Annotated in this window: 17 protein-coding genes; 2 read left to right on the top strand and 15 right to left on the bottom strand. The window is 42.5% G+C overall.

Annotation, left to right across the window (positions count from 1 at the left end; all coding sequences use genetic code 11):
* Positions 1-38 precede the first annotated feature (38 nt).
* The 10 genes from glpK to MHB41_RS04570 form a co-directional block, all read right to left on the bottom strand.
* Entirely contained in the window at positions 39-1,535 is a 1,497-nt protein-coding gene (gene glpK / locus MHB41_RS04615; protein ID WP_034282273.1) for a glycerol kinase GlpK, read from the bottom strand.
* A 15-nt stretch (positions 1,536-1,550) separates the two neighbouring features.
* Complete coding sequence (locus MHB41_RS04610; RefSeq protein WP_024425303.1) at positions 1,551-2,366, bottom strand: MIP/aquaporin family protein; 816 nt, start codon at positions 2,364-2,366, stop codon at positions 1,551-1,553.
* A 215-nt stretch (positions 2,367-2,581) separates the two neighbouring features.
* Positions 2,582-3,139 carry a glycerol-3-phosphate responsive antiterminator gene (locus MHB41_RS04605; RefSeq protein ID WP_024425304.1) on the bottom strand — a complete coding sequence of 186 codons (558 nt, stop codon included), beginning with the start codon at positions 3,137-3,139 and terminating at the stop codon, positions 2,582-2,584.
* A gap of 167 nt (positions 3,140-3,306) precedes the next feature.
* Complete coding sequence (locus MHB41_RS04600; protein ID WP_034282275.1) at positions 3,307-4,647, bottom strand: aspartate aminotransferase family protein; 1,341 nt, start codon at positions 4,645-4,647, stop codon at positions 3,307-3,309.
* Between the two features lie 255 nt (positions 4,648-4,902).
* Entirely contained in the window at positions 4,903-6,495 is a 1,593-nt protein-coding gene (locus MHB41_RS04595; RefSeq protein WP_098676765.1) for a PucR family transcriptional regulator ligand-binding domain-containing protein, read from the bottom strand.
* A gap of 53 nt (positions 6,496-6,548) precedes the next feature.
* Positions 6,549-7,445: an AEC family transporter gene (locus MHB41_RS04590; RefSeq protein ID WP_340899102.1), complete on the bottom strand. Its 897-nt coding sequence runs from the start codon at positions 7,443-7,445 to the stop codon at positions 6,549-6,551.
* Between the two features lie 80 nt (positions 7,446-7,525).
* On the bottom strand, positions 7,526-7,942 hold the full coding sequence (locus MHB41_RS04585) for a VOC family protein (protein WP_061109598.1): 417 nt from the start codon (positions 7,940-7,942) through the stop codon (positions 7,526-7,528).
* Between the two features lie 128 nt (positions 7,943-8,070).
* Positions 8,071-9,609 (bottom strand): bifunctional GNAT family N-acetyltransferase/carbon-nitrogen hydrolase family protein, encoded by a 1,539-nt coding sequence (locus MHB41_RS04580; RefSeq protein WP_034282283.1) that lies wholly within the window; start codon positions 9,607-9,609, stop codon positions 8,071-8,073.
* A gap of 15 nt (positions 9,610-9,624) precedes the next feature.
* Positions 9,625-10,290 (bottom strand): HAD family hydrolase, encoded by a 666-nt coding sequence (locus MHB41_RS04575; protein WP_340899104.1) that lies wholly within the window; start codon positions 10,288-10,290, stop codon positions 9,625-9,627.
* A gap of 310 nt (positions 10,291-10,600) precedes the next feature.
* The gene (locus MHB41_RS04570) at positions 10,601-10,948 is read right to left on the bottom strand and encodes a DUF5365 family protein (protein WP_041116937.1); all 348 of its coding nucleotides are present in this window, start codon (positions 10,946-10,948) and stop codon (positions 10,601-10,603) included.
* A 109-nt stretch (positions 10,949-11,057) separates the two neighbouring features.
* On the opposite strand from MHB41_RS04570, the gene MHB41_RS04565 reads away from it, so the two are divergent.
* Positions 11,058-11,966 (top strand): RluA family pseudouridine synthase, encoded by a 909-nt coding sequence (locus tag MHB41_RS04565; RefSeq protein ID WP_340899107.1) that lies wholly within the window; start codon positions 11,058-11,060, stop codon positions 11,964-11,966.
* Positions 11,967-12,004: 38 nt separating this feature from the next.
* Here MHB41_RS04565 and MHB41_RS04560 read toward each other — a convergent pair whose 3' ends face one another.
* The 3 genes from MHB41_RS04560 to MHB41_RS04550 all read right to left on the bottom strand — a co-directional run bounded on the left by MHB41_RS04560 (position 12,005) and on the right by MHB41_RS04550 (position 18,987).
* Positions 12,005-12,571, bottom strand: a complete 567-nt coding sequence (locus tag MHB41_RS04560; RefSeq protein WP_034282287.1) for a class D sortase — start codon at positions 12,569-12,571, stop codon at positions 12,005-12,007.
* Between the two features lie 45 nt (positions 12,572-12,616).
* Entirely contained in the window at positions 12,617-15,520 is a 2,904-nt protein-coding gene (locus tag MHB41_RS04555; RefSeq protein ID WP_340899108.1) for a 5'-nucleotidase C-terminal domain-containing protein, read from the bottom strand.
* 86 nt (positions 15,521-15,606) lie between these two features.
* Positions 15,607-18,987: a CheR family methyltransferase gene (locus tag MHB41_RS04550; RefSeq protein WP_340899110.1), complete on the bottom strand. Its 3,381-nt coding sequence runs from the start codon at positions 18,985-18,987 to the stop codon at positions 15,607-15,609.
* Positions 18,988-19,131: 144 nt separating this feature from the next.
* Here MHB41_RS04550 and MHB41_RS04545 point away from each other — a divergent pair, with 144 nt between their 5' ends.
* Positions 19,132-19,776: a spore coat protein gene (locus tag MHB41_RS04545; protein ID WP_034282292.1), complete on the top strand. Its 645-nt coding sequence runs from the start codon at positions 19,132-19,134 to the stop codon at positions 19,774-19,776.
* A gap of 25 nt (positions 19,777-19,801) precedes the next feature.
* On the opposite strand, the gene MHB41_RS04540 is transcribed toward MHB41_RS04545, so the two are convergent.
* Positions 19,802-20,674 carry a hypothetical protein gene (locus MHB41_RS04540; RefSeq protein ID WP_340900251.1) on the bottom strand — a complete coding sequence of 291 codons (873 nt, stop codon included), beginning with the start codon at positions 20,672-20,674 and terminating at the stop codon, positions 19,802-19,804.
* Between the two features lie 156 nt (positions 20,675-20,830).
* Positions 20,831-21,337, bottom strand: a complete 507-nt coding sequence (locus MHB41_RS04535) for a YhcN/YlaJ family sporulation lipoprotein (RefSeq protein ID WP_034282294.1) — start codon at positions 21,335-21,337, stop codon at positions 20,831-20,833.
* Positions 21,338-21,348: the final 11 nt, after the last annotated feature.

The raw sequence follows: 21,348 nt of genomic DNA, 5'->3' as shown, positions 1-21,348 counted from the left end.
TTCTATTAACTTACTTTGAAGTATACCATACTTTTGGTTTATTTGAAAGCTTGAGCTGCTTTTACAGCCTTTTTCCACCCGCTGTATAACGAGTCGCGGCTGTCCTCTTCCATTTTAGGGTCAAAGCGCTTGTCAAGGTTCCATTGTTTTGCAATGTCTGAACGGTCGTTCCAGAAGCCAACTGCTATTCCCGCAAGATAGGCCGCACCGAGTGCCGTCGTTTCATTAATTTCTGGACGCTCTACTGGTACATCCAGCAAATCACTTTGGAAGCCCATTAAGAAATCATTCTTTACAGCTCCGCCATCCACACGCAACGTTTTTAATGAGATGTTTGAATCCTTTTCCATCGCATCTAAAACATCCTTCGTTTGATAAGCAAGTGATTCTAACGTTGCACGGACAAAGTGCTCTTTAGAAGTACCGCGTGTTAATCCGAATACAGCGCCTCTGACATCACTGTCCCAGTATGGTGTGCCTAGACCAACGAATGCTGGAACGACATATACGCCCTCTGTTGACTCAACGCGCTTTGCATAGGCTTCGCTGTCTTTTGAGTCTTTAAACATTCTCAGTCCGTCGCGCAGCCACTGAATCGCTGAACCAGCTACGAAAATACTTCCCTCTAAAGCATATTCAACTTTACCGTCAATGCCCCATGCAATTGTCGTTAATAAACCATGATCCGACTTAATTGCTTTTTCCCCTGTATTCATCAACATGAAACATCCTGTACCATACGTGTTCTTCGCCATTCCTTCTTCAAAGCAAGCCTGACCGAATAGTGCAGACTGCTGGTCTCCCGCCGCTCCTGCAATCGGGATATTTCTGCCGAAGAAGTGATAGTCTGTTGTTTCACCATAGATGTGTGAGGATGGTTTCACCTCTGGAAGCATAGAAGCAGGTACGCCAAGAATATCAAGTAATTCTTCATCCCATTTCAGATCGTAAATGTTGAACATTAATGTTCTTGACGCGTTGGAGTAATCTGTGACGTGTGATTGACCGCCTGTCATCTTCCAAATGAGCCATGTATCAATTGTGCCAAACAGCAAGTCGCCATTTTCTGCTTTCTCACGAGCACCTTCTACATTATCTAAAATCCATTTTACTTTTGTCCCTGAGAAATAAGCATCAATGAGAAGACCCGTTTTATTTCTAAACGTTTCATTGTGTCCTTGCGCTTTTAACTCTTCACAAATGCCAGACGTTTGTCTAGACTGCCAAACAATTGCATTATAAACGGGTGCGCCTGTATGTTTATCCCAAACAACTGCTGTCTCACGCTGGTTCGTAATTCCGATACCGGCGATTTGATCTGCTTCAATGCCTGATTCAATTAAAGCAGTTGAAATGACGGATAGAACAGAGCTCCAAATTTCATTTGCATTATGTTCTACCCAGCCTGGGTTCGGAAAATATTGATTAAATTCCTTCTGTGCTGTATGAGCAATTTTGCCTTCTTGATCAAATAAGATCGCTCTTGAGCTTGTTGTCCCTTGATCTAAAGCGAGAATATATTTTTCTTTTGCCATGATGTTTTCCTCCCCTTACATACTTTCATTTACAGCATTTGTTTGATTTTTCGTAGAGACATAGAGTCCTAACAATACCACAACTAAAATAACGCTTACAATCCAAAAGGCTGGAGTGATGTTCGCTTTAAAGGCTGCATTGTAGAAAACACCGCCAAATGCGCCGCCTAAAATTGGACCAACGACTGGCACCCAAGCATACTTCCAATTCGATGGGCCTTTACCTGGAATCGGCAGAATCGCATGTGCAATTCTCGGACCTAAATCACGTGCAGGATTGATTGCATAACCAGTTGTTCCGCCTAAAGAAAGACCAATTGCCACAATTAAGAATCCAACAATCAGCGGATTGATTCCGTCTGCGAATTTATTTGCACCAATCGCTAAGATTCCTAGAACCAATACAAATGTACCGATGACTTCACTAAGTACGTTTGCAAAAGTATGCGGAATCGCAGGACCAGTTGAGAATACACCCAGCTTTGCACCTGGATCGTCTGTTGCTTTCCAGTGCGGTAAGTAATGTAAAAAGACAATAATAGCTCCTATTAATGCGCCAAGCATTTGACCGGCAATATACATTGGTACGTCAGCCCAAGGAAAACTTCCTTCAAGCGCAAGCCCAATTGTTAGTGCTGGATTCAAATGCGCTCCGCTGATTCCACCTGTTGCATAAGCTGCTATGGCTACTGCAAATCCCCATCCGAAAGCGATTACAATCCAGCCGGACTGATATGCGAGCGATTTCTTTAAATTGACTGCCGCACATACACCGCCTCCAAAAATAATGAGAAGCATTGTACCTACGACTTCACCCCAAAATGGTGTCATGAAAATTCCTCCTCTGGTTCAGTTGCCATCCCCTATGAATGTGTAAAAATAGATAAAGAAAAAAGATCCACAACAAACATACTTTACATCAGGGTCATTTGTCACCTAGTAAAGCGCTGTTGTGGATCTCCGTTTCTCCATCACATGATATTAACTTAGTGCTATAGTATCAGAGGATGAAAACGTTGTCAATCAATTTTCACATTTTATCTTTTTCACTTTTGGAACGCTTTCCAAAGGGCTGTATTCGATGTTGTCACAGCTGTAGCTCCTGCTTCAAGTGCTCTTTCTACATCTTCTTTTGTGCGGATAAACCCGCCTGCAAATATTGGAATACCAGCTCGCTCGCGCACTTCTGTAATTAAATCCGGCACAACCCCTGGCAATACTTCAATAAAATCTGGGCGATGTTTCCCTACGAACTCCATGCTTTTTTCCATGGCACTTGTATCAAGTAAAAACATTCGCTGAATGGCATATACCTTCTTTTGCTTAGCTTTTACTATGACAGAAGACCTAGTAGAAATAATTCCTGCCGGCTTCATTTCCTGACAAATAAATTCCGTTCCATACTCATCATGTTTGATCCCATGAATGAGATCGACATGGACAAACATTTTTTTATGATGGGCATTTGCCTCATTCATGATGCCCTTTAGCCGGCCTAAATGGACATCAAGTAACACCCCGTATGTAAATGGACTTTTTAAAAATTCCTCAAATTGCTTCATATTGCGAACAGCAGGTAGAATGGGTTGATCATGAAAACTCATATGCCGTCTCCTTCTAAAGTGTATTGGTTCAGTCTTCTCCTAACAGTAATAGAATCTCTTCTATTTTTCAATACACCTAGTGTATCCAATGCTGATTTCACCTAGCAGCATCTTACTGGATCTATGTATGTGCTTTTTCCACAGAAAAAAGCAGAGAAATCTCTCTGCTATAACTGTGCCATGCTTTCTTTTAGCGTGTTGATAATAAACGAAGCGTCTTCGGCTGTTATATTTAGCGGAGGTGCAAGCTGGGCAACGTTATTATAGCCGGCAACCGTATCACCATTTTTCCCGATGATCAGTCCGCGTTTTTTACATTCAGCAATCAATTGACCGACAACCTGTGGATCAGCTGGTTTTTTGGACTGTTGATCCTGGACAAGCTCAATTCCAAACAGCAGGCCTTTCCCTCTGACATCACCGACAAATGGATGCTCTTTTAACTCTTGCAAACGTTCGAGCATGTCTTGCCCAAGCGTGTCAGACCGTTCTACTAATTTCTCGTTTTCCATGATCTCTAGGTTGGCAAGTGCAACCGCACAAGAAGCAGGGTGACCGCCAAATGTATTTACATGGCGCAGCCTGTCATACGTATCTTCCCCTGCGTACGCTTCATAAATTTCTCGTTTCACGCACGTTGCAGAAAGAGGTAAGTAGCCGCTTGTGATCCCTTTTGCCATTGTGATAATGTCCGGCTTTACTTCCTCATGCATAAAACCAAACCGCTTCCCTGTCCGGCCAAATCCGCAGATGACTTCATCCACAATGAGAAGCGCTCCATGAGCCTCACAGATGTCTTTGACCTTCTTCAAATACCCTTTCGGAGGCATTAAGATACCGCCGCCTGTAATAATCGGCTCCATAATGACCCCAGCAATGGTCTCACTTAGTTCCCACGTCATGGCTTGATCGATTGCCGCTGCACTTGCCAATGTATCTTGATCCTCAGGATGACGATACATATCAGGCGGTGCGACATGGATAAAGCCTTGACCTAATGGTTCATATTTATATTTACGCTGCGCCTGCCCCGTTGCGGCAAGGGCTGCTGCTGTATTGCCGTGATACGACCGATACCTGGAGATGAACTTTGTTCTTGTGCTCTCTTCTTTTTGCGCATGATATTGTTTGGCGATCTTAAATGCGGCTTCATTGGCTTCAGAACCGCTGTTAGAAAAGAAGATGACATAGTCCCCGCCAAGCCATTCATTTAGCTTTTCAGCCAGCTGAATCGCTGGCACATGGCTTTGCGTCAGCGGATAGTAAGGCATTGTATTTAGCTGCTTATATGAAGCTTCTGCCAGCTCTTTTCTGCCATAACCGGCATTTACACACCAAAGACCTGACATCCCGTCTAAATATCGATTCCCATGAATATCAGTCACCCATGCGCCTTCTGCCTCGTGAATGACCATGCTTTCATTTTCCTTGTTTGTCCCTTTCATATGGTGCCAGATCAACTGATCATCTTTCGCCTGAAGATTTTGAGCCTGCTCATGTATTTTCATCTTCCCGCCCCCATGTATCCGTTTTCATCATTAAAGAAGCTTAGACCGGTTCAGCAGCACACTGCCTCTCCATTCATTATATGGATGAAAAGGGAGGCATATGAAACTGAAACTAGGCCGCCCGTAAGAGAGAACCAATCGTTACTTTCATTATAAAAAAGGGGACGGGCTGATTACATTAGACAGATCGTCAACTGATTGAAAAGAACCATAAGACACTCTACTCGGTTGCCTTAGCAAATCTACCATACGTTGTTAACGACGATTTCCTTGCAGGAATTCATATGCAAGAATCGCAAATTCAAGCGCCTGTCGTTTCGGTGCCTGCATCATATCCTCACCAAGCAATGCATGCAGTTTATCGAGTCTATGATAAAGGGTCTGCCTGACAATATAGAGCCGGCTTGCAGTTTCCTTTTTAGAACCGTTTGTCTGTAAAAAGATATTCAGCGTTTGATAGAGTCTTCCGCTATTTTGCTTATCATATAAAATCACAGGCTCCAAATACTCTTTCACCATACATTCAAGCAGTCCGCTTTCCTGCATGACAGGCATGAGACGGAGCATATGCAAATCTTGATAAAATGGGCTTTCCACCCGCTGGGGCATCACTTTCTTTATATGCAGCACTTCTTTGGCTGCCTGAAAGCTTTTTCTCATATGCTGAAACTGTTCACAATATGGACCGATGCCAAAATTGATCACAGTTCCGCGTGGCTGCTCCCGATCATACAATTGTTTGATGTCAGCTGCCGCCTTCTCTGCACGCTCTTTCCAGTCCTCCTTCTTTCTCGTGTTCAATAAAATAAACAAGGTTTGTCCTTGATGCTCATACGGAATCAAGTGGAAACCTGCTCGCTGAAAGATGGAGCGGCACGATACGAGAAAATAAAGATTTCCTGCAATTTCTTCGATTTGATGATGCTTTTGAAAGAGCATGACCACACAGCCGGTTGGTTTTTTCAATCCTTCTGTTTCTTCAAGATGCTCTAAAATATCTCTTTCTGAATGCTCTTCTTGGAACCATTTTTGCAGCCATTCGTTCTCTTTTGTCTTCTTCAGCTCTTCTGTATAAAGCTCTCTTAGCGTTTGCTGGGCAAGAGCATTTGCTCCTTTATCCATAACGAGCAGTTCGAATTCTGAGAGTGTGTTTGTTTGATGAATGAGCACAAGGTCTGCAAATGTCTGCTTGAGTGCAAGCACTTCTTTTTTGGTCACTTCATATCCTTTTGGCAAGGAAGCAAACTGTAAATAATTCATGACCAGCTCTTCGGTTTGTTTAGAGGAATCACATAAAATAATCGGCTCCCCCTGAACAGGAATGAGTAAAAGAATGCCCCTTACGTGCTGATACACTTGATCCAAAATATCCATCTGCGGATGGGGAGTCAATAAAAGCTCATTCAGCTTTGATGACAGTGCTTCTAAATCAGCCATCATTTGATACTGGCGTTCAATCATCCTCGTATGGAGATGCTGTGTAATGTTGACGAATTTCACTTCTTTTGTAAACAGAATCAGCGGAAAATCTCTTTCTTCTGCATACGCAATCAGTTCTTCCGGCACATCGAATCTGAGCGGAACAAATTCAATACACAAGCCTGCCGCACCAGAATCGATCAGCTGTTTTAAAAATGCTTGAAACACATCCAATTGATCATGAAAGCCTGCGGCTGTTGTTAGTATGAGCTCTCCCCCATTTAACAAATCTTCTACAGCAGGCACTTCTAGCACATGGACCCATTTGACCTGCCGAAACAATCCCTTTTCTCCTGCTAACACTTTTGCATGGGCAAAATACTTTGTTTTCAACACATCACTCACTTGAAAATGAACATCTGCATTCATTGATATGTCCCCCTTTGTTTTGCCGCCTATCCCCTATCCCAGAGGGTGCATAGTTAAATCCATAATAAAACTGGTAATGTCACAATGCTTAAAACGGTACTGAGAAATGTCGTGCTTGAGACAAACTCAGGCTTCGTTCGAAATTGTACAGCCATCAGCGTGGTATTTGCTGCTGTCGGCATGGCTGCAACTAAGATCATAATTTGTTTCACCAAATCATCTACCGGTAAAATGAGCGTAAAACCAAATGCGATGAGAGGTGAGATAAACAGCTTCAGCAATACAGCATAAGAAATATTTCGATAATCCACTTGCTTAAAAGAAATGACGGCGAGCTGCATGCCTAAAATAAGCATAATCGTCGGTATGGCGGCATCCCCCACAAGCTGGACACCCGTCATCACCTCTTTAGGTAATGAAAGATCAAGCAGCTGAAATAATAGACCGAGGAGTGCCCCATATGCAACCGGCATACGCAGCACTTTTTTCAGCACAACCTTTCCATCTCCTGCATCCTCTCCGCCCTTTGCTGCATAATACATACCGATTGTACTCATGACAAGCTGCTGCAGTACCATTAAAACGATGGCAATATCTAAACCAGCAGCTCCGAAGACAAGCAGGACAACGGGTGTGCCGTAATTCCCATTGTTCATAAATGCTGACGACAGAATCATGGCACAATACATTTCATTCGAATAACCATAAATACGAGATAAAATAAAAACGCATAAAACAAGTGAAAGACAAAGTCCGACGACAAAAATAGATAGGTACACATAGTCCATCGATACTTTGTTTTGATAAAAGGTTTCAAACGCAAGAAATGGTGACATTAAATATAAAGACATTGATGAGAGCGTATGTATGTCAAAACCAATGGCCTTCTGCCCAATATATCCGATAAAAAAGATACCGAACACTGGCAGTAAGACAAGTAAAAACTCCATGCTGCACCTACTTTTCTCTAGATGAATTCCTATTCTTCCTCATTATCATACCACTGTTAAACAATAAAAAAGAAGCACCCTTATGAAAGGCCGCTTCTCTCTTCATCCATATAGAATACTTCCCACAAATGACCATCAAGATCTTGAAAGCTCCAGCCATACATGAACCCATGATCCTGCTTTTCCTTAAACGGTGAACCGCCTGCTGCCATCGCCTGCTCCACCAGCTCATCGACCTCTTCCCGTGAATGAACGCGCATAGAGATTATCACCTCTGATGCTTTTTTTGCATCCACTAATTGTTTCTCTGAAATGGATTGAAAATGCCTAAGAGATAACAGCATGACGGTGATCGTGTCATCAATGACCAAACAGGCCGCCTGATCATTCGTGAACTGCTGCTCAAAGTCAAAACCCAGCCGCTCAAAAAAAGCGATAGATTCCTTCACATGATTTACCGGCAAATTGATATACAAATGTTTAGATTGTCGCCCCATGTTCCTCTCCTTTTTGAACACATAATCTCCTTTCAGTATATTCGGCTTTTTCTCCAGCATCCCTTTGTCAATTGAAAAAATCTGATGTCATCAAAAAGAAGCGCCTCAACAATAGGCGCTTCCTTTCATTATTTCTTATATTCAATATGGTACACGTCTCTTCTTCGGTCTTTGAGCTGACGTACCGTTCCATCTTGCCGCTGTCTTCTTAAAATTTCTAAATCGACATCGCCAACGACAACCATTTCTATATTCGGATTACACTCACCTACAATCCCATCTCTTGCAAATTCAAAGTCAGATGGCGCAAAAATTGCTGACTGTGCATATTGGACATCCATATTTTCGGTTTGCGGAAGGTTTCCGACAGTTCCTGAGATCACGGTATAAATCTGATTTTCAACCGCTCTAGCCTGTGCACAGTAACGCACTCTTAAATAGCCTTGGCGGTCTTCTGTACAGAACGGCGTAAAGATAATTTTTGCTCCTTTATCAGCTGCAATCCGAGCAAGCTCTGGAAATTCAATATCATAGCAAATTTGGATTGCAATTTTTCCGCAGTCTGTATCAAATACCCGAACCTGATCACCTGCTGAAATCCCCCACCATTTTCTTTCATTCGGTGTGATATGGAGCTTATATTGCTTTTCAATTGTTCCATCACGTCTAAATAAATAAGCGATATTGTAGATTTTCCCTTCCTCTTCAACGAAATGTGATCCGCCGATGATGTTAATGTTGTACTTCACAGAAAGGTCTGTGAACAAATTAATGTAATCTTCGGTATATTCCGTGATCCGCTGAACTGCAAGACTTGGGGAGCGCTCCTCTAAGTAAGACATGAGCTGCGTTGTAAAAATTTCTGGGAATACGGCAAAGTCAGCTGACGCATCTGATGCGACATCAACATAATACTCCACCTGATTCATAAATTCCTCGAAGGAATGAATTTGTTTCATCGCATATTGAATGACGCAAATGCGAACTGGGAACGCCGATTTATAAAATCTTTTCGATTGCGGACGATAATCGACGTTGTTCCATTCCATTAACGTCGCATATGTGCTGGATGCCTTATCATCCGGCAAGTAATTCGGATTGATCCGCATGAGGCTGAATTCATTTAACAGCTGAAAAGATAAAACAGGATCATAAATTTGGTGAAGCATGACCTGCTCCACATATTGACGAGGCGTCATTTCCTCTTGATATTTATGATAATTCGGGATGCGTCCGCCAATGATGATGCTTTTTAAATTTAATCTTCTCGCTAAGTCTTTTCTTGCTTCATATAAACGATGGCCAATTTTCATGCGGCGGTATTCAGGACTAACCATCACTTCAATTCCATACATATTCATCCCATCTGGATTATGGTTAGTGATGTACCCATCATCTGTGATGTCCTGCCAAGTATGACGGTCATCGTATTCATCAAAGTTAATTAATAAACTTGAACAAGAGCCAATGATTTCTCCCTCAAATTCAGCACAAAACTGACCTTCTGGGAAATGCTCAAGATGGCTTTCAAGGTGCTCTCGTTTCCAAGGGTCCATGCCCGGAAAGCATACCTCCTGCAAGGCGATGATTCGGTCAATATCTTCTTCCCGGATATTACGGATCACCATTCTTTTTTCAAACCGCGTTAAATCGAGTTTTTCTGCCATGATGTTTTTGCCCCCTTACTGATCCTCTTTTTCAAGCTGATGGAATAGCTGGAGCAATTCGATTTCAGCCATGGATTCTAATCTGACATCATATTCTTCAAACTGCAGCGTGCTCGTCACTTTGTTTGGGACGATGACGCATTTCATGCCTGCACGTTTGGCAGCAATTGATCCATTCACTGAATCCTCAAATGCCACACAATCCTTTGGCTCTACACCTAAGCAGCTTGCGGTTTGCAAATAAAGCTCTGGATGAGGTTTGACTTCTTCCACATCATCTGACGTACGGATACATTCAAAGTAATCGAAAAGACCAATTTGCTTCAGGTGATCAGACACCCATTTATAGTCTGAGCTGGAAGCAAGTCCAATCTTGATTCCAATCTCCTTCGCTGCCTGTAAATAAGCTTCTACGCCAGGTCGTGCTGATTCATCCTTCATTCTCTTTTGAAAACGAGAACGCCGGTCCGCTGTGAGTGCCTCATGATCGAGCGTCTTTCCTAGCTGCTTTTCTAAGTATTCAAAAGGCTTAAAGCCCGCCTGCGTCCCGATGACGTTGCCCCATACAGAAAGAGGCAGCTCCGACTCATGCTCTGCAAACATTTCTTGTAAAACTTCATATTCATGTGTTTCTGTATCTAAAATTAATCCGTCAAAATCAAATATAATCGCCTTTACCAACGAGGCCACTCCTTTTTTTTACGAAAGTCTTTAATATGATACTCAATGCTATCATATCGTGAATAAAATTGACTTTCAAAGATGAATGTCTGCTAAAATAATTATGTATAAAAGGAGCCTGTACCATTTTGTCAGGCTCCTACCCGTGTTCGGTTTATTCTGCAAGAGGTCCAAGCGCTCCGATTCGTGGAGAAATAGGCAAGGTTGAAAAAGAGCGGGTTTGGTATTACAGATCTAAAGGTTTCTCCGTTCCCTTAAAAATAGTATGTGCGGCAGCCTTGTAAGTTAACAAGGAAGTTCACACCAACTTTTACGCATTTTGAAGGCGGCGGCTGGCAAAATCGTCTAAATCAAACGGAAAAGAAAAGCCGCATGCATTGACCTGCTCACGGTTTCGCTCGAATAGCTCACGATCACGCTTTGTCATATGGCGTTTAGGTTTGACAATAATGGTATGTAATAGCTGAAGTCCCGATAAAATACGAAAAGCATCGTCCATCGTTCCGTTATAAACCCCTTCAACAAAGGTCAGCGGGCGTTCTTGTTGACGCGCAGCTGGGTTTTCACCGACAGCATGGGATAGAAGATCTTCAACATCCTTTGATATTTCTTCAATTGCCTGCTCTTGCAGGTCTGTAGCAGCTTTCATTATTCTCACGTGGCATCTACCTCTCTGTCGTTAGTTCTCCATTCAGAATAGCACAGAAAAAAAGGCGTTCGCCAAGGTAAGTGTTTCCTATATATACCCAAAGAGAGGAACGGATATTATGAATATTAACGGGCACACGCTCTCACTAAAAGCAGGTGAGCAGCATCATGACACTTCACTTAGTCAGTTTTTAAAAACAGCCGTATCGGCCTCAAAACCGATTATCCATTTTTGGATGGAGCATCAAAAAATACGTTTAAATCAAAAGCCTGTCCATCACGCGGCAAAAGTCAGTACAGGCGATCACATCCTGATCGATTTATTTGAAATGGAAGAAAGTGATGTGACGCCAGAATATGGTGAATTGGAGGTGCTCTTTGAGGACGAGCACTTATTGATTGTGCAAAAGCCCGCTGGACGGCCAACGCACCCGAATGAAAAGGGACAAACGGGCACACTGGCAAACCTTGTGGCCTTTCATTTTCAAGCAAATGGCGAGGAAAAGCGAGTGAGACATATCCACAGGCTTGACCAAGATACAAGCGGCACTGTCATTTTTGCTAAACACAGGTTAGCTCATGCTGTGCTTGATCAAATGCTTTCTAAGAAAACGATCCGTAGAACATACATCGCCATCGCAGAAGGACTTTTCAAGAAAAAGAAAGGCACGATCAATGCAGCGATCGGCCGTGACAAGCATCATGCCGTCAGACGAAGAATCTCTCCTACTGGTCAAAGTGCTGTGACTCATTTTCAGGTTATGGACACCAATAAACGCCTGCAAATGACAGCCGTTAAGCTGCAATTAGAGACCGGAAGAACACATCAAATTCGTGTCCATCTTAGCAGTCTCGGGCATCCTTTAGCCGGGGATTCACTTTATGGCGGCGCTCGCGCTTATATCAACAGATGCGCTCTTCACGCCAAACAAGTAGACATGACACATCCTTTTACAGGTGAGCACCTGAGCATAGAAGCGCCGCTTCCACCAGATATGGCTCAGCTCATGGACGAGATCATTCATTAAAAAAAGAGCCTGCTGATTAAATGCAGGCTCTTTTTTCATTAGACAGATGCTCTTTTTGCATAAATAATATATCGCTCTGGTGCATTGCCGACGAAATGAAATGGATAGCATGTCGTTAACACGAGCTCTTCCTTTTCATTCTGCAAAGTAATAATGGATGTATCATGCTGATCCACGATTTTCGTATGTGTGATTTCATAAAGAAACTCACCATACGGCACAGTGATTTTCAGCTGATCCCCAATATCCAGCTCACCTGTTCGGCGAAATACCGTGTCGCGATGGCCAGATAGGACGATTTGTCCCTTTTGATCAGGGTAATAACTGCCTTTGTAATGCCCGACTCCTTTGGCAAGATCATCCGCATCTGTCCCTTCGACAATGGGAAGGTCTGCTTTTAATTTCGGAATCGTCAGGATGCCAGAGGCTTTCCCCACTTCAGGAGAAAACTGCTTCTTTGACATCCTTTGATCGTCCGCTACCGCTTTCTTCGCGGCTTCTAATGATTGTGCTGTTTGAAGGTGTGTAGAGGCGATTTGCCAAATTCCCCAGCCGAGCAAGACAATTCCTGCTGTCATCACAGTAAGTGCAAGCCACTTTTTCATGCTTAAACTCCTTTACCTGTTACATTTCCTTAGATGAAACGCTCTTTAGCTTGCTGCTTTTTCTTCTTGTTTTGCTTTTTGAATGCGTCCCTCTTTTTGATACACAATGGAAGCTCCTTCAAAGCTCTTCACAAAAGCGACAGTGGCTTCTAAATCCTCTGGACCTGTTTCAGGATTTTTCCCCAGCCTTCCTATCGGTGCATACTTACTGCCAGTTGCAGTTGCCATAAAGTTATTCACCGTGAGTGTATACGTTTGATCGAGCGCAACGTCTGATCCATCTGGCAGCTTTAAGTCGACTACTTTATATGTTACCGGATCATAGGAATATGAAAAACCCGAAATGCTATAATCTGGTCCAAATTGAGGAGAAATTTGCGCTTCAATGATCTCAGCCAAGTCTTTCCCCTTAATCTCAAGTTTAACTAAGACGTTGCCAAAAGGCTGAATATTAAACAGATCTCCCCACGTAATCGGCCCTTTTTCAAGGTTTTGCCTGATGCCGCCGCCATTCATCATGGCAAAATCACTTTTCATAGAATACCTCATACCATCAGCAATCAAATTACCGAGCGGCGTGTCTCCATCATTTGAATAGCCGCCTTCCATTTTGACACCAGCTTCTCCAACTACCTCACTAATAATCGGCTCAACTTCTTTCCCGTAATGAGCCAAGATGCCGGCTGCTTCCTTGTCCTTTTCAATACCAGACTGGTCTACATACTGGATATTTGCACTCTTTTTGACAATATCCTTCGTTTTGCGGTCAAGTGTTACATTGACTTCGCCAACGGCCTTCCCATATTCAAAGGCTTGAACAATTAATTTCCCATTGACCTCTCCGTTTACCACTTCGTGATTATGCCCTGCAAAGATGACATCAATTTCATCATCGCCTTCTTTGGCCAGCTTCGCACTTTCTCCAGTGATGGTATCTCCATTTTGAGAGGCTGTCATATGAGCTAAGACCGCAATGGCTTTGATCCCTTTTTGTTTTAATTCCTTCGCGGCTTCATTAACGGCTTTGACTTCATCTGTAAACTGAATGTCTTTAATCCCTTCTGGCATCACCATTCCTGCGGCTGACTTTGTCACAACACCGATAAATGCTACAGGAATTCCCTCGACATCCATGATTTCATAAGCAGGTAAAAGTGGTTTACCTGTATCCTTGTATTCACAGTTTGCACAAACGAGCGGAAAATTCTGTCCGTCATATCCCTTTGTGCCTTTAGGATGATCTCCTCCATTTATGATCCGTAATATCTCGTCCACCCCTTCATCAAATTCATGGTTACCAACCGTGCCAACATCAAAACCAATGTTCTCCATGAGTTCAACAGTTGGTTCATCCTGCAGAAGAGACGATATTGGAGAGCTGCCGCCAATCATATCTCCGGCGTGAACTGTGATCGTATTTTTGTTTGCTGCTTGTTTTTGTTTCATATAAGCCGCCACATAATCCATCCGTCCATACGTTCCTTTATTGCCATCACCTTTTAGATCCAGCTCGTATTGTTGATCAATTTTCCCGTGTAAATCATTCATGCTTAAAATGGTTAACGGGACTTCCTCAGCTTCCTCTGCCGTCTGATAGCCAGCCTGTTCTGCTTCTTCTTTTGAAGCAAAAAAGATGCGTTTATCTACAGCGATTTCTTTCCAGCTGTCAGGCGATACGTACGTTTTCGCTGATGAATCACCGACGTAGCGTGTCAGTCCTTTTTTCTGTTCACGTGCTCTAAATTCAAACGGCTGTTCCAGCAGCGGGTCCGCTTCGTTCCATATGCCCAGCCCTTTTTCTTTCGCCTCTTTGACCGCTTTTTGGAACATCTGATAGTCCTTTTCATCTCCAACCGGCCAGATGAAATACGTGGGAGCATATCCTTTTTTCACAAGCTCTAAATTCGTATTGACCCCTTTTTTGGTTTTCACTTGAGCTAAAAGACGTCCATAGTCGTCCTTCGCTTCAGGACCAATCTTTAATGTGACTTTATCTCCGCTTGAAAGCAGCGTATTTAAATAGTCCGCCGCCTTCTGTCCAAAACGCAGCTGGTTTTGATCTAATTCATTTTTTGGCTTATGGTACGTTTCCGGCGTGTCCATATTCACAAAGCGCACCTTTGTTGTACCAAGCACAGGCTTCTTTAAATGAATCGTATCACCATCCACTACCCGGTCAACCGTTGCCTCGTATTCTTTCTTGATTTTTGGCGGCTTTGGCTGGCGTTTCAGCAGACTGATATCACCCTTGTGTCTTGGAAGCACCTGCAGCGTATCATATCTGCTTAAAACTCCTGTAAACTCATACCATTTCCCTGTCTTTACTTCATCAATGGCACTTGTATCCACCATCACTCTAAGGATGGTGCTGTGATATTTTTTATCAATAATCACGACATTATATCCACCGCCAGCCGGCTGCTCTGGCTTTGATTCAACATAGCCTTTGATCTTCACAAGTTTTCCTTCATGTTTATGTGCCTGATCCGTTTCTAGTTGTTTCAGTGAGACTCGCTTCGGCTTTGGCAAGGTTTGATTGACAGCATCTACCTTCAGGGCATCTCGATCCGGCACAATTTCAATCAGTCCTTTATAAGACGTGATCTTCCCCGTTACTGTCACCTTCATGCCTCTTTTCAGTTCTGGGAAGTTGTTGGGCTGTGCTGAATAAATATTGATTCCAGCTGATTTGTCTTGAATGTACGTTGACAGTTTCCCATTGCCTATAGCCGATTGGTCTGCTGTCACAATTCCACTTACCGTCACCGTTTCTCCGATCAGCAGACGGGCTTTCTTGATTTTCATTGGTTTCTTTTGGTTCCAAACCGTTTCCTTCTTTTCAGACGCAATGGCTTGTTCTGCTGTAATCATGCCAGGCAGTAAGGATTGCAGACTAAAGATCACTAAAACCAGACAGCAGATCATTCGAATGGATCGAACACGTTTCATTAGACCCTCCCCTTCCGAGCTTTATCTCTCATAGTGTACTAAGTAAATATTGATGGTAGATGGATTTCTTGTAAATCTTATGTCTGTCAGCTCATTGGAAACGTAATAATCACTCGTGTCCCCTCAAAACTTTTGCTTTCAAAACGAATGCTGCCGCCATGGCTTTCAATGATTTTAATCGTCATCATTAAACCAAGACCAGTCCCTTTTTCTTTCGTTGTATAAAAAGGTTCACCCAGTTTCCCTAGTTCTTCTTCTGGTATGCCCTTTCCTTGGTCTTCAAAAATCAGCATCATCTGATTATGTTCCAATACGGATGTGACTTGAATGACACCTGTCACACCATCCATCGCTTCAATACCGTTTTTAAGAATGTTTAAGAAAACTTGTTTCAGCTCATTTGGTATACCTTGAATGTTTGGCAGCGACGGAGACAAATTCTTCTGAATAGACACGCCTTTTAAAACCGCCTGTGATTCAACGACCATGATCACTTCTTCGAGCAGAAGATTGACATGTACCGGCTCAAATTTCACCGATTTGCTTCTAGAGAGCACAAGGAATTCATTAATAATGGCTTCAAGCCGATTAAATTCAGACATCATCACATCTGCATAATCCTTCTGATATTTCTTACTTTGAATCATCAGCTGTAAAAATCCCTTTAACGACGTCAGCGGGTTCCGTATCTCATGGGCGATGCCGGCTGCAAGCTGACCAACTGCGGACAGCATCTCGGACTTCATCAGCATCTTCTCTGACTGCTTTTGATTGGTAATGTCCTCTGAAATCCGCATCACGGTTGACTGCATTTTGTCAGGATCATCAATTCGGTGTAAAGAGACCCTTTCCCATCGTTCACGGCCTGATAAATCCTGAAAGTAAAGCTCACCAGTCCAGCTGCCTTCTTTTAAACAAACATCCCATTGCTTTTCTAAATCATCACATTGACACAGCGAATGATAGACAGAAAAAATATCTTTGCCGATCAGGTCATATTCATGCTGCTGTACAAACTGGCAAAAGCGCTGATTCACGCATTGAATGACCCCTTCCTCAGTTGCAACAACAATATGGATATGGCTGTTATCCAGTGCTGTTACCGCTAGATGGAGTGACTGTTTGATTTTTGTCATTTCCGTCATTTTAATCCACGTCATCACCGCTCCCTCATGATCTTGATCAAAGATAGGTGTGATGTGAACAGTAAATTGTTCTCCTTCATTCGTTTCAATTTCTCGTTCGATGACGCGCCTGTCCGAGATAACCGATTGTATGTCATGATAGAGTGTTTCCTGTGTAAGCTTTTTAGCCATCGCCTGAAAGGATTGCTGTTGCCTTATTTGTGCTGAAGTAAATAAAGAGGCGGCTGTAGGAGTGTAATAGCGAATATTCATGTCCCGGTCCACAAACAACGTCGCAAGCTGAGGCTTGACAGAAGGTCTATACAGTTCTTCCCTTGTTACCCTTAAGTTGTTTATGATATTAATAAAATGTTCATGTTTTTTCTCAAGCTCCGCTATTTGCGTGTTTTTCACTTTTAATTGAGCCCTTGCCTCCTGCTCTTTTTGTTTAATTTCATTGAGTTCAATTTCTAAATCGACAATACGCTGCTGATAAACTGAATTCTGATCTGGCATCCCTTTTTCCCTGCTGTTCTTTTGAATTTTCCCTCTCTCATTCATTCGAATGAGAATGACGTATACCCCTTTAAAACGGTGATCAAAACTCTTTACAATAAAATCCGCATACTGCCTTTTTCCTTTTTCCGAAATGAGGACATGCTGAAACACAACCTCTGTCTCGTCCGTCCATACCTTTTGAAAGGTTTGACTCAACATCTCTTTCAAATAATCAGGTGTGACATATTCACATGATTGATCTGACACTTCTGTACGGTCTAAAAAGGAATAGGCCCCATTTGACATCGCCAGAATTTTGTCACAATCATTGATCACCATGCATGCGTCATATTCTCCGCCCACTTCTTCCATATATTGTGCAGCTCGCTTTTTTAACTCGGCATCACGAGCGTCATATACCCAAGGGACACTAGATGCAGGAACATTTGAATAGGTGTAAATGTTCCACTTCTCATTGAACAATTGAAACAATCGAGGAATATTGGGAACAGTTTCATTTGGCCCTAAGATTAACACCCCTTGATCTTTTAAAGCATATTGGAATCGGGATAATACTCGTTTTTGTACTTCTGGCTCAAAGTACATCAGAACATTTCGGCAACTGATAAAATTGAGGTGGATAAAAGGTGAATCAATCAATAAATTGTGAGGAGCAAAAACAATATGTTTTCTAAGCGACTGCTTCACAATAAAAGCGTCACCTTTTTTTTCGAAATATCGCGCCCGCCATTTTTCCGGTATGCTTGCCATAGACTCTATCGAGTAAAGACCTTTACTAGCTATTTGAATGGCTTTTCGGTTGATATCTGTCGCAAAGACTTGAAGTTCAATGGACACATCTCTTCGCTTCATTTCTTCTAAAAATAAAATCGTAAAAGAATAAGCTTCTTCCCCTGTCGAACATCCCGCAATCCAAATTCGGCACCGAGATTTCCCGTTGTTCATCGAATGGTCAATGATTGACGGGATCACCTTCTGTTCACATACTCGAAAAGCCTCCATATCTCTAAAGAAAGCAGTCGTGCCGCTTAGGAGCTGGGCATGCAGGCGGTCAAGCTCATCTGGTTCTCTTTCTAATAAACGATCGTACTCTGTTAATAATGACATTGGTTCGTTTGCAGTGCGCATGCGTTTTTGAATAACAGAAAGCAGCCTTTTCTTTTCATAGGTTGAAAAGGCAATCCCTTTATACATTTCGAGACGTTCAATGATTCTTAGTAAAGCTGGATCCGTCTCATCCGCATGCGGGACATTGATGATATTGGCCATATAAGCTGCAAGGGTGGATGGATTTTTGAATGTGTGATGATACATGCTGTCAAAACCACTCTCTACCTCACTGCACGATAACGCTGTACCGCCTTGCTCAACCAACCGAAGCAATCCACTCCCCACACAATGACCTTTTTGAAAAAAGATCGCAAACGCCTCTTCCTTTTGAACACTGGCAAGTGACTTAAAAAGCGAGTCGACAGAGCATCCCTTGTTTGTTGGCAGCTGCTCAGATACATGAAGCCGATGATCTTCTGTTAACGTCACAGCCGCATGCTGCGGACAAAAATAGATGGTCTTCTTCATGACTTTCTCACCATGTTTAATCGTTTTTGCCCGGTAGCCAATCGGTAAAACAAGTGCTTCCAAATCTGTTATACAATCGCCTGTCACGTGATTTTGCACAACAATAAAAGAGGCATTTAATTCATGTGGCAACGATTGAAAAAAAGCCTCAAGATGATGCTGTTCAAACGGCGAAACACCGATGCCGATCACTGGTGCCTGCACATGTTCGTCTTCTATCAAACGATTAATGATTTTGTCCTGCATCTGGTACCCCCATGTTCATTCGTCTGATACTTTTTTTCGACAAAAAGAAAGAAAACCCTCTAATTGTAAATAATGTTTTTTGCATGAAAACGAGAAAATATCCTCACATTAAAACAGATTGTATAAACAGAAGGAGGAATATCAATGCAAAACGATCAGCAGCCAATGTTTCAAGGAAGCGCTCAGCAGCCTGAGCTCAACCATGGCGGGCATGAATTATTCGATTTACATGAAATTTTAGCCGGCACGATTAATATTTTGGATCAATATATGATCCTGCGGCAATTTATTCAAGATCCTGCATTATGCGACATCCTGGATCGACAATATCAGTTCGTTTTATCACAGTACAATGTCACTGTAGATTGTTTTTCTACAGGCCAAAAGCCTAGTGAAGAAACCGCTACTTATATGATGAAAGAACACACACAAGTGACATACGGAATCAAACCTTCTCAGCCGAAGAAGCCGAATCAGTCATTACAGGATGTAAAAGACTTAGGCATCACAGGACATATGCTCAGCCTAGTCAAATCACACGCTGGGCTACTTTCCATGTCCGCATTAGAAGTAACAAATCCTGTTGTCAGACGTGTGCTTGCTGCGCAGATTCCGAACTTTATCGAAATGGCATATGAAATTTTCTTGTATCAAAACAAGCATGGCTACTATCAAGTTCCTCAGCTTTCCAAACAAGATATGACAGCCATGACGTCAGCTTTTGCACCGCTTCAGGGGCAGGTTCAAATGCCTCCTAGCAAGGCAGATCAACAAAAACCGCTTCATTAAAAAAACGGCTGACCTCCTTCTCTGGTCAGCCGTTTTTTCTTTGGTACATCACTTTAAACTGTTCTTCAAAATCTGTGAGCCTCTCCCCCGTCGCCTGTTCAAAACCGCTAGCAAATTGGCCCGTTTTCGCAGTTTCCTCCATGATCTCATGTAAGATGTCTCGTCCGTAAAGCTGCACCAGCTCATAGATCATATAATAGCTTTGTAAATAGACATCTGTCTCATACGTTACCCGGGAGTTCTGCCAGTCTTGATCAGAATAAAGAGATTGGAAGGGAATCACATCGAAACGTTCAGACGTAGCATTTAACACATCATAGGCCGTCCATTCTGCTGTTCCTTCGTGAAACCAAAGCGGAAAAATGCCTGGAGATACTTCATATGAATGGACCTTTTCATAGAAAACAAAATGAGCATACTCATGAATAAAAAGCGTATTGAAAAAGTATAAAGGCAGTGTCTCTTTCTTTAATAATGCTTCCCGTTTATCTGGATATAACCCAATCATTTGATCATGATCGGAGTAAAATCCCGTAATATGCTTGATACCAGCGATTTGTTCGATCGTCTCTTTATCATCAAAATAAATAACGTCTAAAGGTCTGTCAGCTTCAAATTGAAACACTGACGCTGTCCTCTTCTCTGCCTGCTTCATGGCCTCTATGGTCAGATCAACAAAAGCATCCTCTTCCTCTGCATAGTAGATTCGAATATGTTCATAGACTTGCTTATTGAGTCCCTCCGTGATAACCGTTTTAGGAGAAGACTGCTCCAAATATTGTCCTGTCAGCTGAAACGCAACATAAATCAAGTACGCGGTGAAAGCATAAAAAATCAGACCTGCTGCAATCATCCCGCTTACAAGTTTTTTATGAATCAATGATGGCCCTGCTTTCATTTGCTCCCCACCTGAATTCATCCTGCACCCTCTTTCTCTCTCTATGAAGAAACAAAGATCAACAAGAGGTGATATATTTTTTACTTTATGCAGTCAGGTGCGTGAGGTGCGGTTCCAAACAAAAAAGCCGCATATGACATACGGCTTTTGTCGTAGCTATTTTGATTCAGGGAAGACACGTCTAACCGTTTCAGTAAATTCATCGAAAAATCCTGAAATCGGCTCTCCGCTTTTAATACGTTTTCCATAACCTTGCATACGATCGACAAAGTCTGGATTAGCAGATACATACACGTTGTCGATTTGTTGATCCGTTGATTTGACTTTGTCTGAAATTTTCTTTTTCAGATCGTCCGTCACATCACCGCTTTTATTGCCTTCAAGTACAACGGCAACAAATGCATTTTTTCCTGTGACAAGCACGTTTGCTGTCTTCACTTCAGACATATTGGCTACAAGCTCTGACGCCTTATCTGCCACTTTGACCTTCTGAGGTGTTTGAACATCTGGCTGATCCTGTCTCATGTTGTCATTTTTATATGTGACATTTTCATACTGCCTTTTCATTGTTCCTCTACGCTCATCGCCTTGGTTGTTCATTCCACACCCAGCGGTGATTAATGTTGGCACGAGCAGTAAAGATAGCATCCATTTCTTATTCATCAATTATTCCC

Origin of the sequence: Bacillus sp. FSL H7-0578 (assembly GCF_038630855.1) — a bacterium.
GTDB lineage: Bacteria > Bacillota > Bacilli > Bacillales > Bacillaceae > Bacillus > Bacillus safensis.
The sequence above is the reverse complement of the archived record's forward strand: the minus strand, read 5'-3'. Positions and strand labels throughout refer to the sequence as shown.

What these genes read in the sequence shown, in the direction of transcription:
- glpK (WP_034282273.1), bottom strand. Translation starts at nt 1,535, where the DNA reads ATGGCAAAAGAAAAATATATTCTCGCTTTAGATCAAGGGACAACAAGC.
- MHB41_RS04610 (WP_024425303.1), bottom strand. Translation starts at nt 2,366, where the DNA reads ATGACACCATTTTGGGGTGAAGTCGTAGGTACAATGCTTCTCATTATT.
- MHB41_RS04605 (WP_024425304.1), bottom strand. Translation starts at nt 3,139, where the DNA reads ATGAGTTTTCATGATCAACCCATTCTACCTGCTGTTCGCAATATGAAG.
- MHB41_RS04600 (WP_034282275.1), bottom strand. Translation starts at nt 4,647, where the DNA reads ATGAAAATACATGAGCAGGCTCAAAATCTTCAGGCGAAAGATGATCAG.
- MHB41_RS04595 (WP_098676765.1), bottom strand. Translation starts at nt 6,495, where the DNA reads ATGAATGCAGATGTTCATTTTCAAGTGAGTGATGTGTTGAAAACAAAG.
- MHB41_RS04590 (WP_340899102.1), bottom strand. Translation starts at nt 7,445, where the DNA reads ATGGAGTTTTTACTTGTCTTACTGCCAGTGTTCGGTATCTTTTTTATC.
- MHB41_RS04585 (WP_061109598.1), bottom strand. Translation starts at nt 7,942, where the DNA reads ATGGGGCGACAATCTAAACATTTGTATATCAATTTGCCGGTAAATCAT.
- MHB41_RS04580 (WP_034282283.1), bottom strand. Translation starts at nt 9,609, where the DNA reads ATGGCAGAAAAACTCGATTTAACGCGGTTTGAAAAAAGAATGGTGATC.
- MHB41_RS04565 (WP_340899107.1), top strand. Translation starts at nt 11,058, where the DNA reads ATGAATATTAACGGGCACACGCTCTCACTAAAAGCAGGTGAGCAGCAT.
- MHB41_RS04560 (WP_034282287.1), bottom strand. Translation starts at nt 12,571, where the DNA reads ATGAAAAAGTGGCTTGCACTTACTGTGATGACAGCAGGAATTGTCTTG.
- MHB41_RS04555 (WP_340899108.1), bottom strand. Translation starts at nt 15,520, where the DNA reads ATGAAACGTGTTCGATCCATTCGAATGATCTGCTGTCTGGTTTTAGTG.
- MHB41_RS04550 (WP_340899110.1), bottom strand. Translation starts at nt 18,987, where the DNA reads ATGCAGGACAAAATCATTAATCGTTTGATAGAAGACGAACATGTGCAG.
- MHB41_RS04545 (WP_034282292.1), top strand. Translation starts at nt 19,132, where the DNA reads ATGCAAAACGATCAGCAGCCAATGTTTCAAGGAAGCGCTCAGCAGCCT.
- MHB41_RS04540 (WP_340900251.1), bottom strand. Translation starts at nt 20,674, where the DNA reads ATGAAAGCAGGGCCATCATTGATTCATAAAAAACTTGTAAGCGGGATG.
- MHB41_RS04535 (WP_034282294.1), bottom strand. Translation starts at nt 21,337, where the DNA reads ATGAATAAGAAATGGATGCTATCTTTACTGCTCGTGCCAACATTAATC.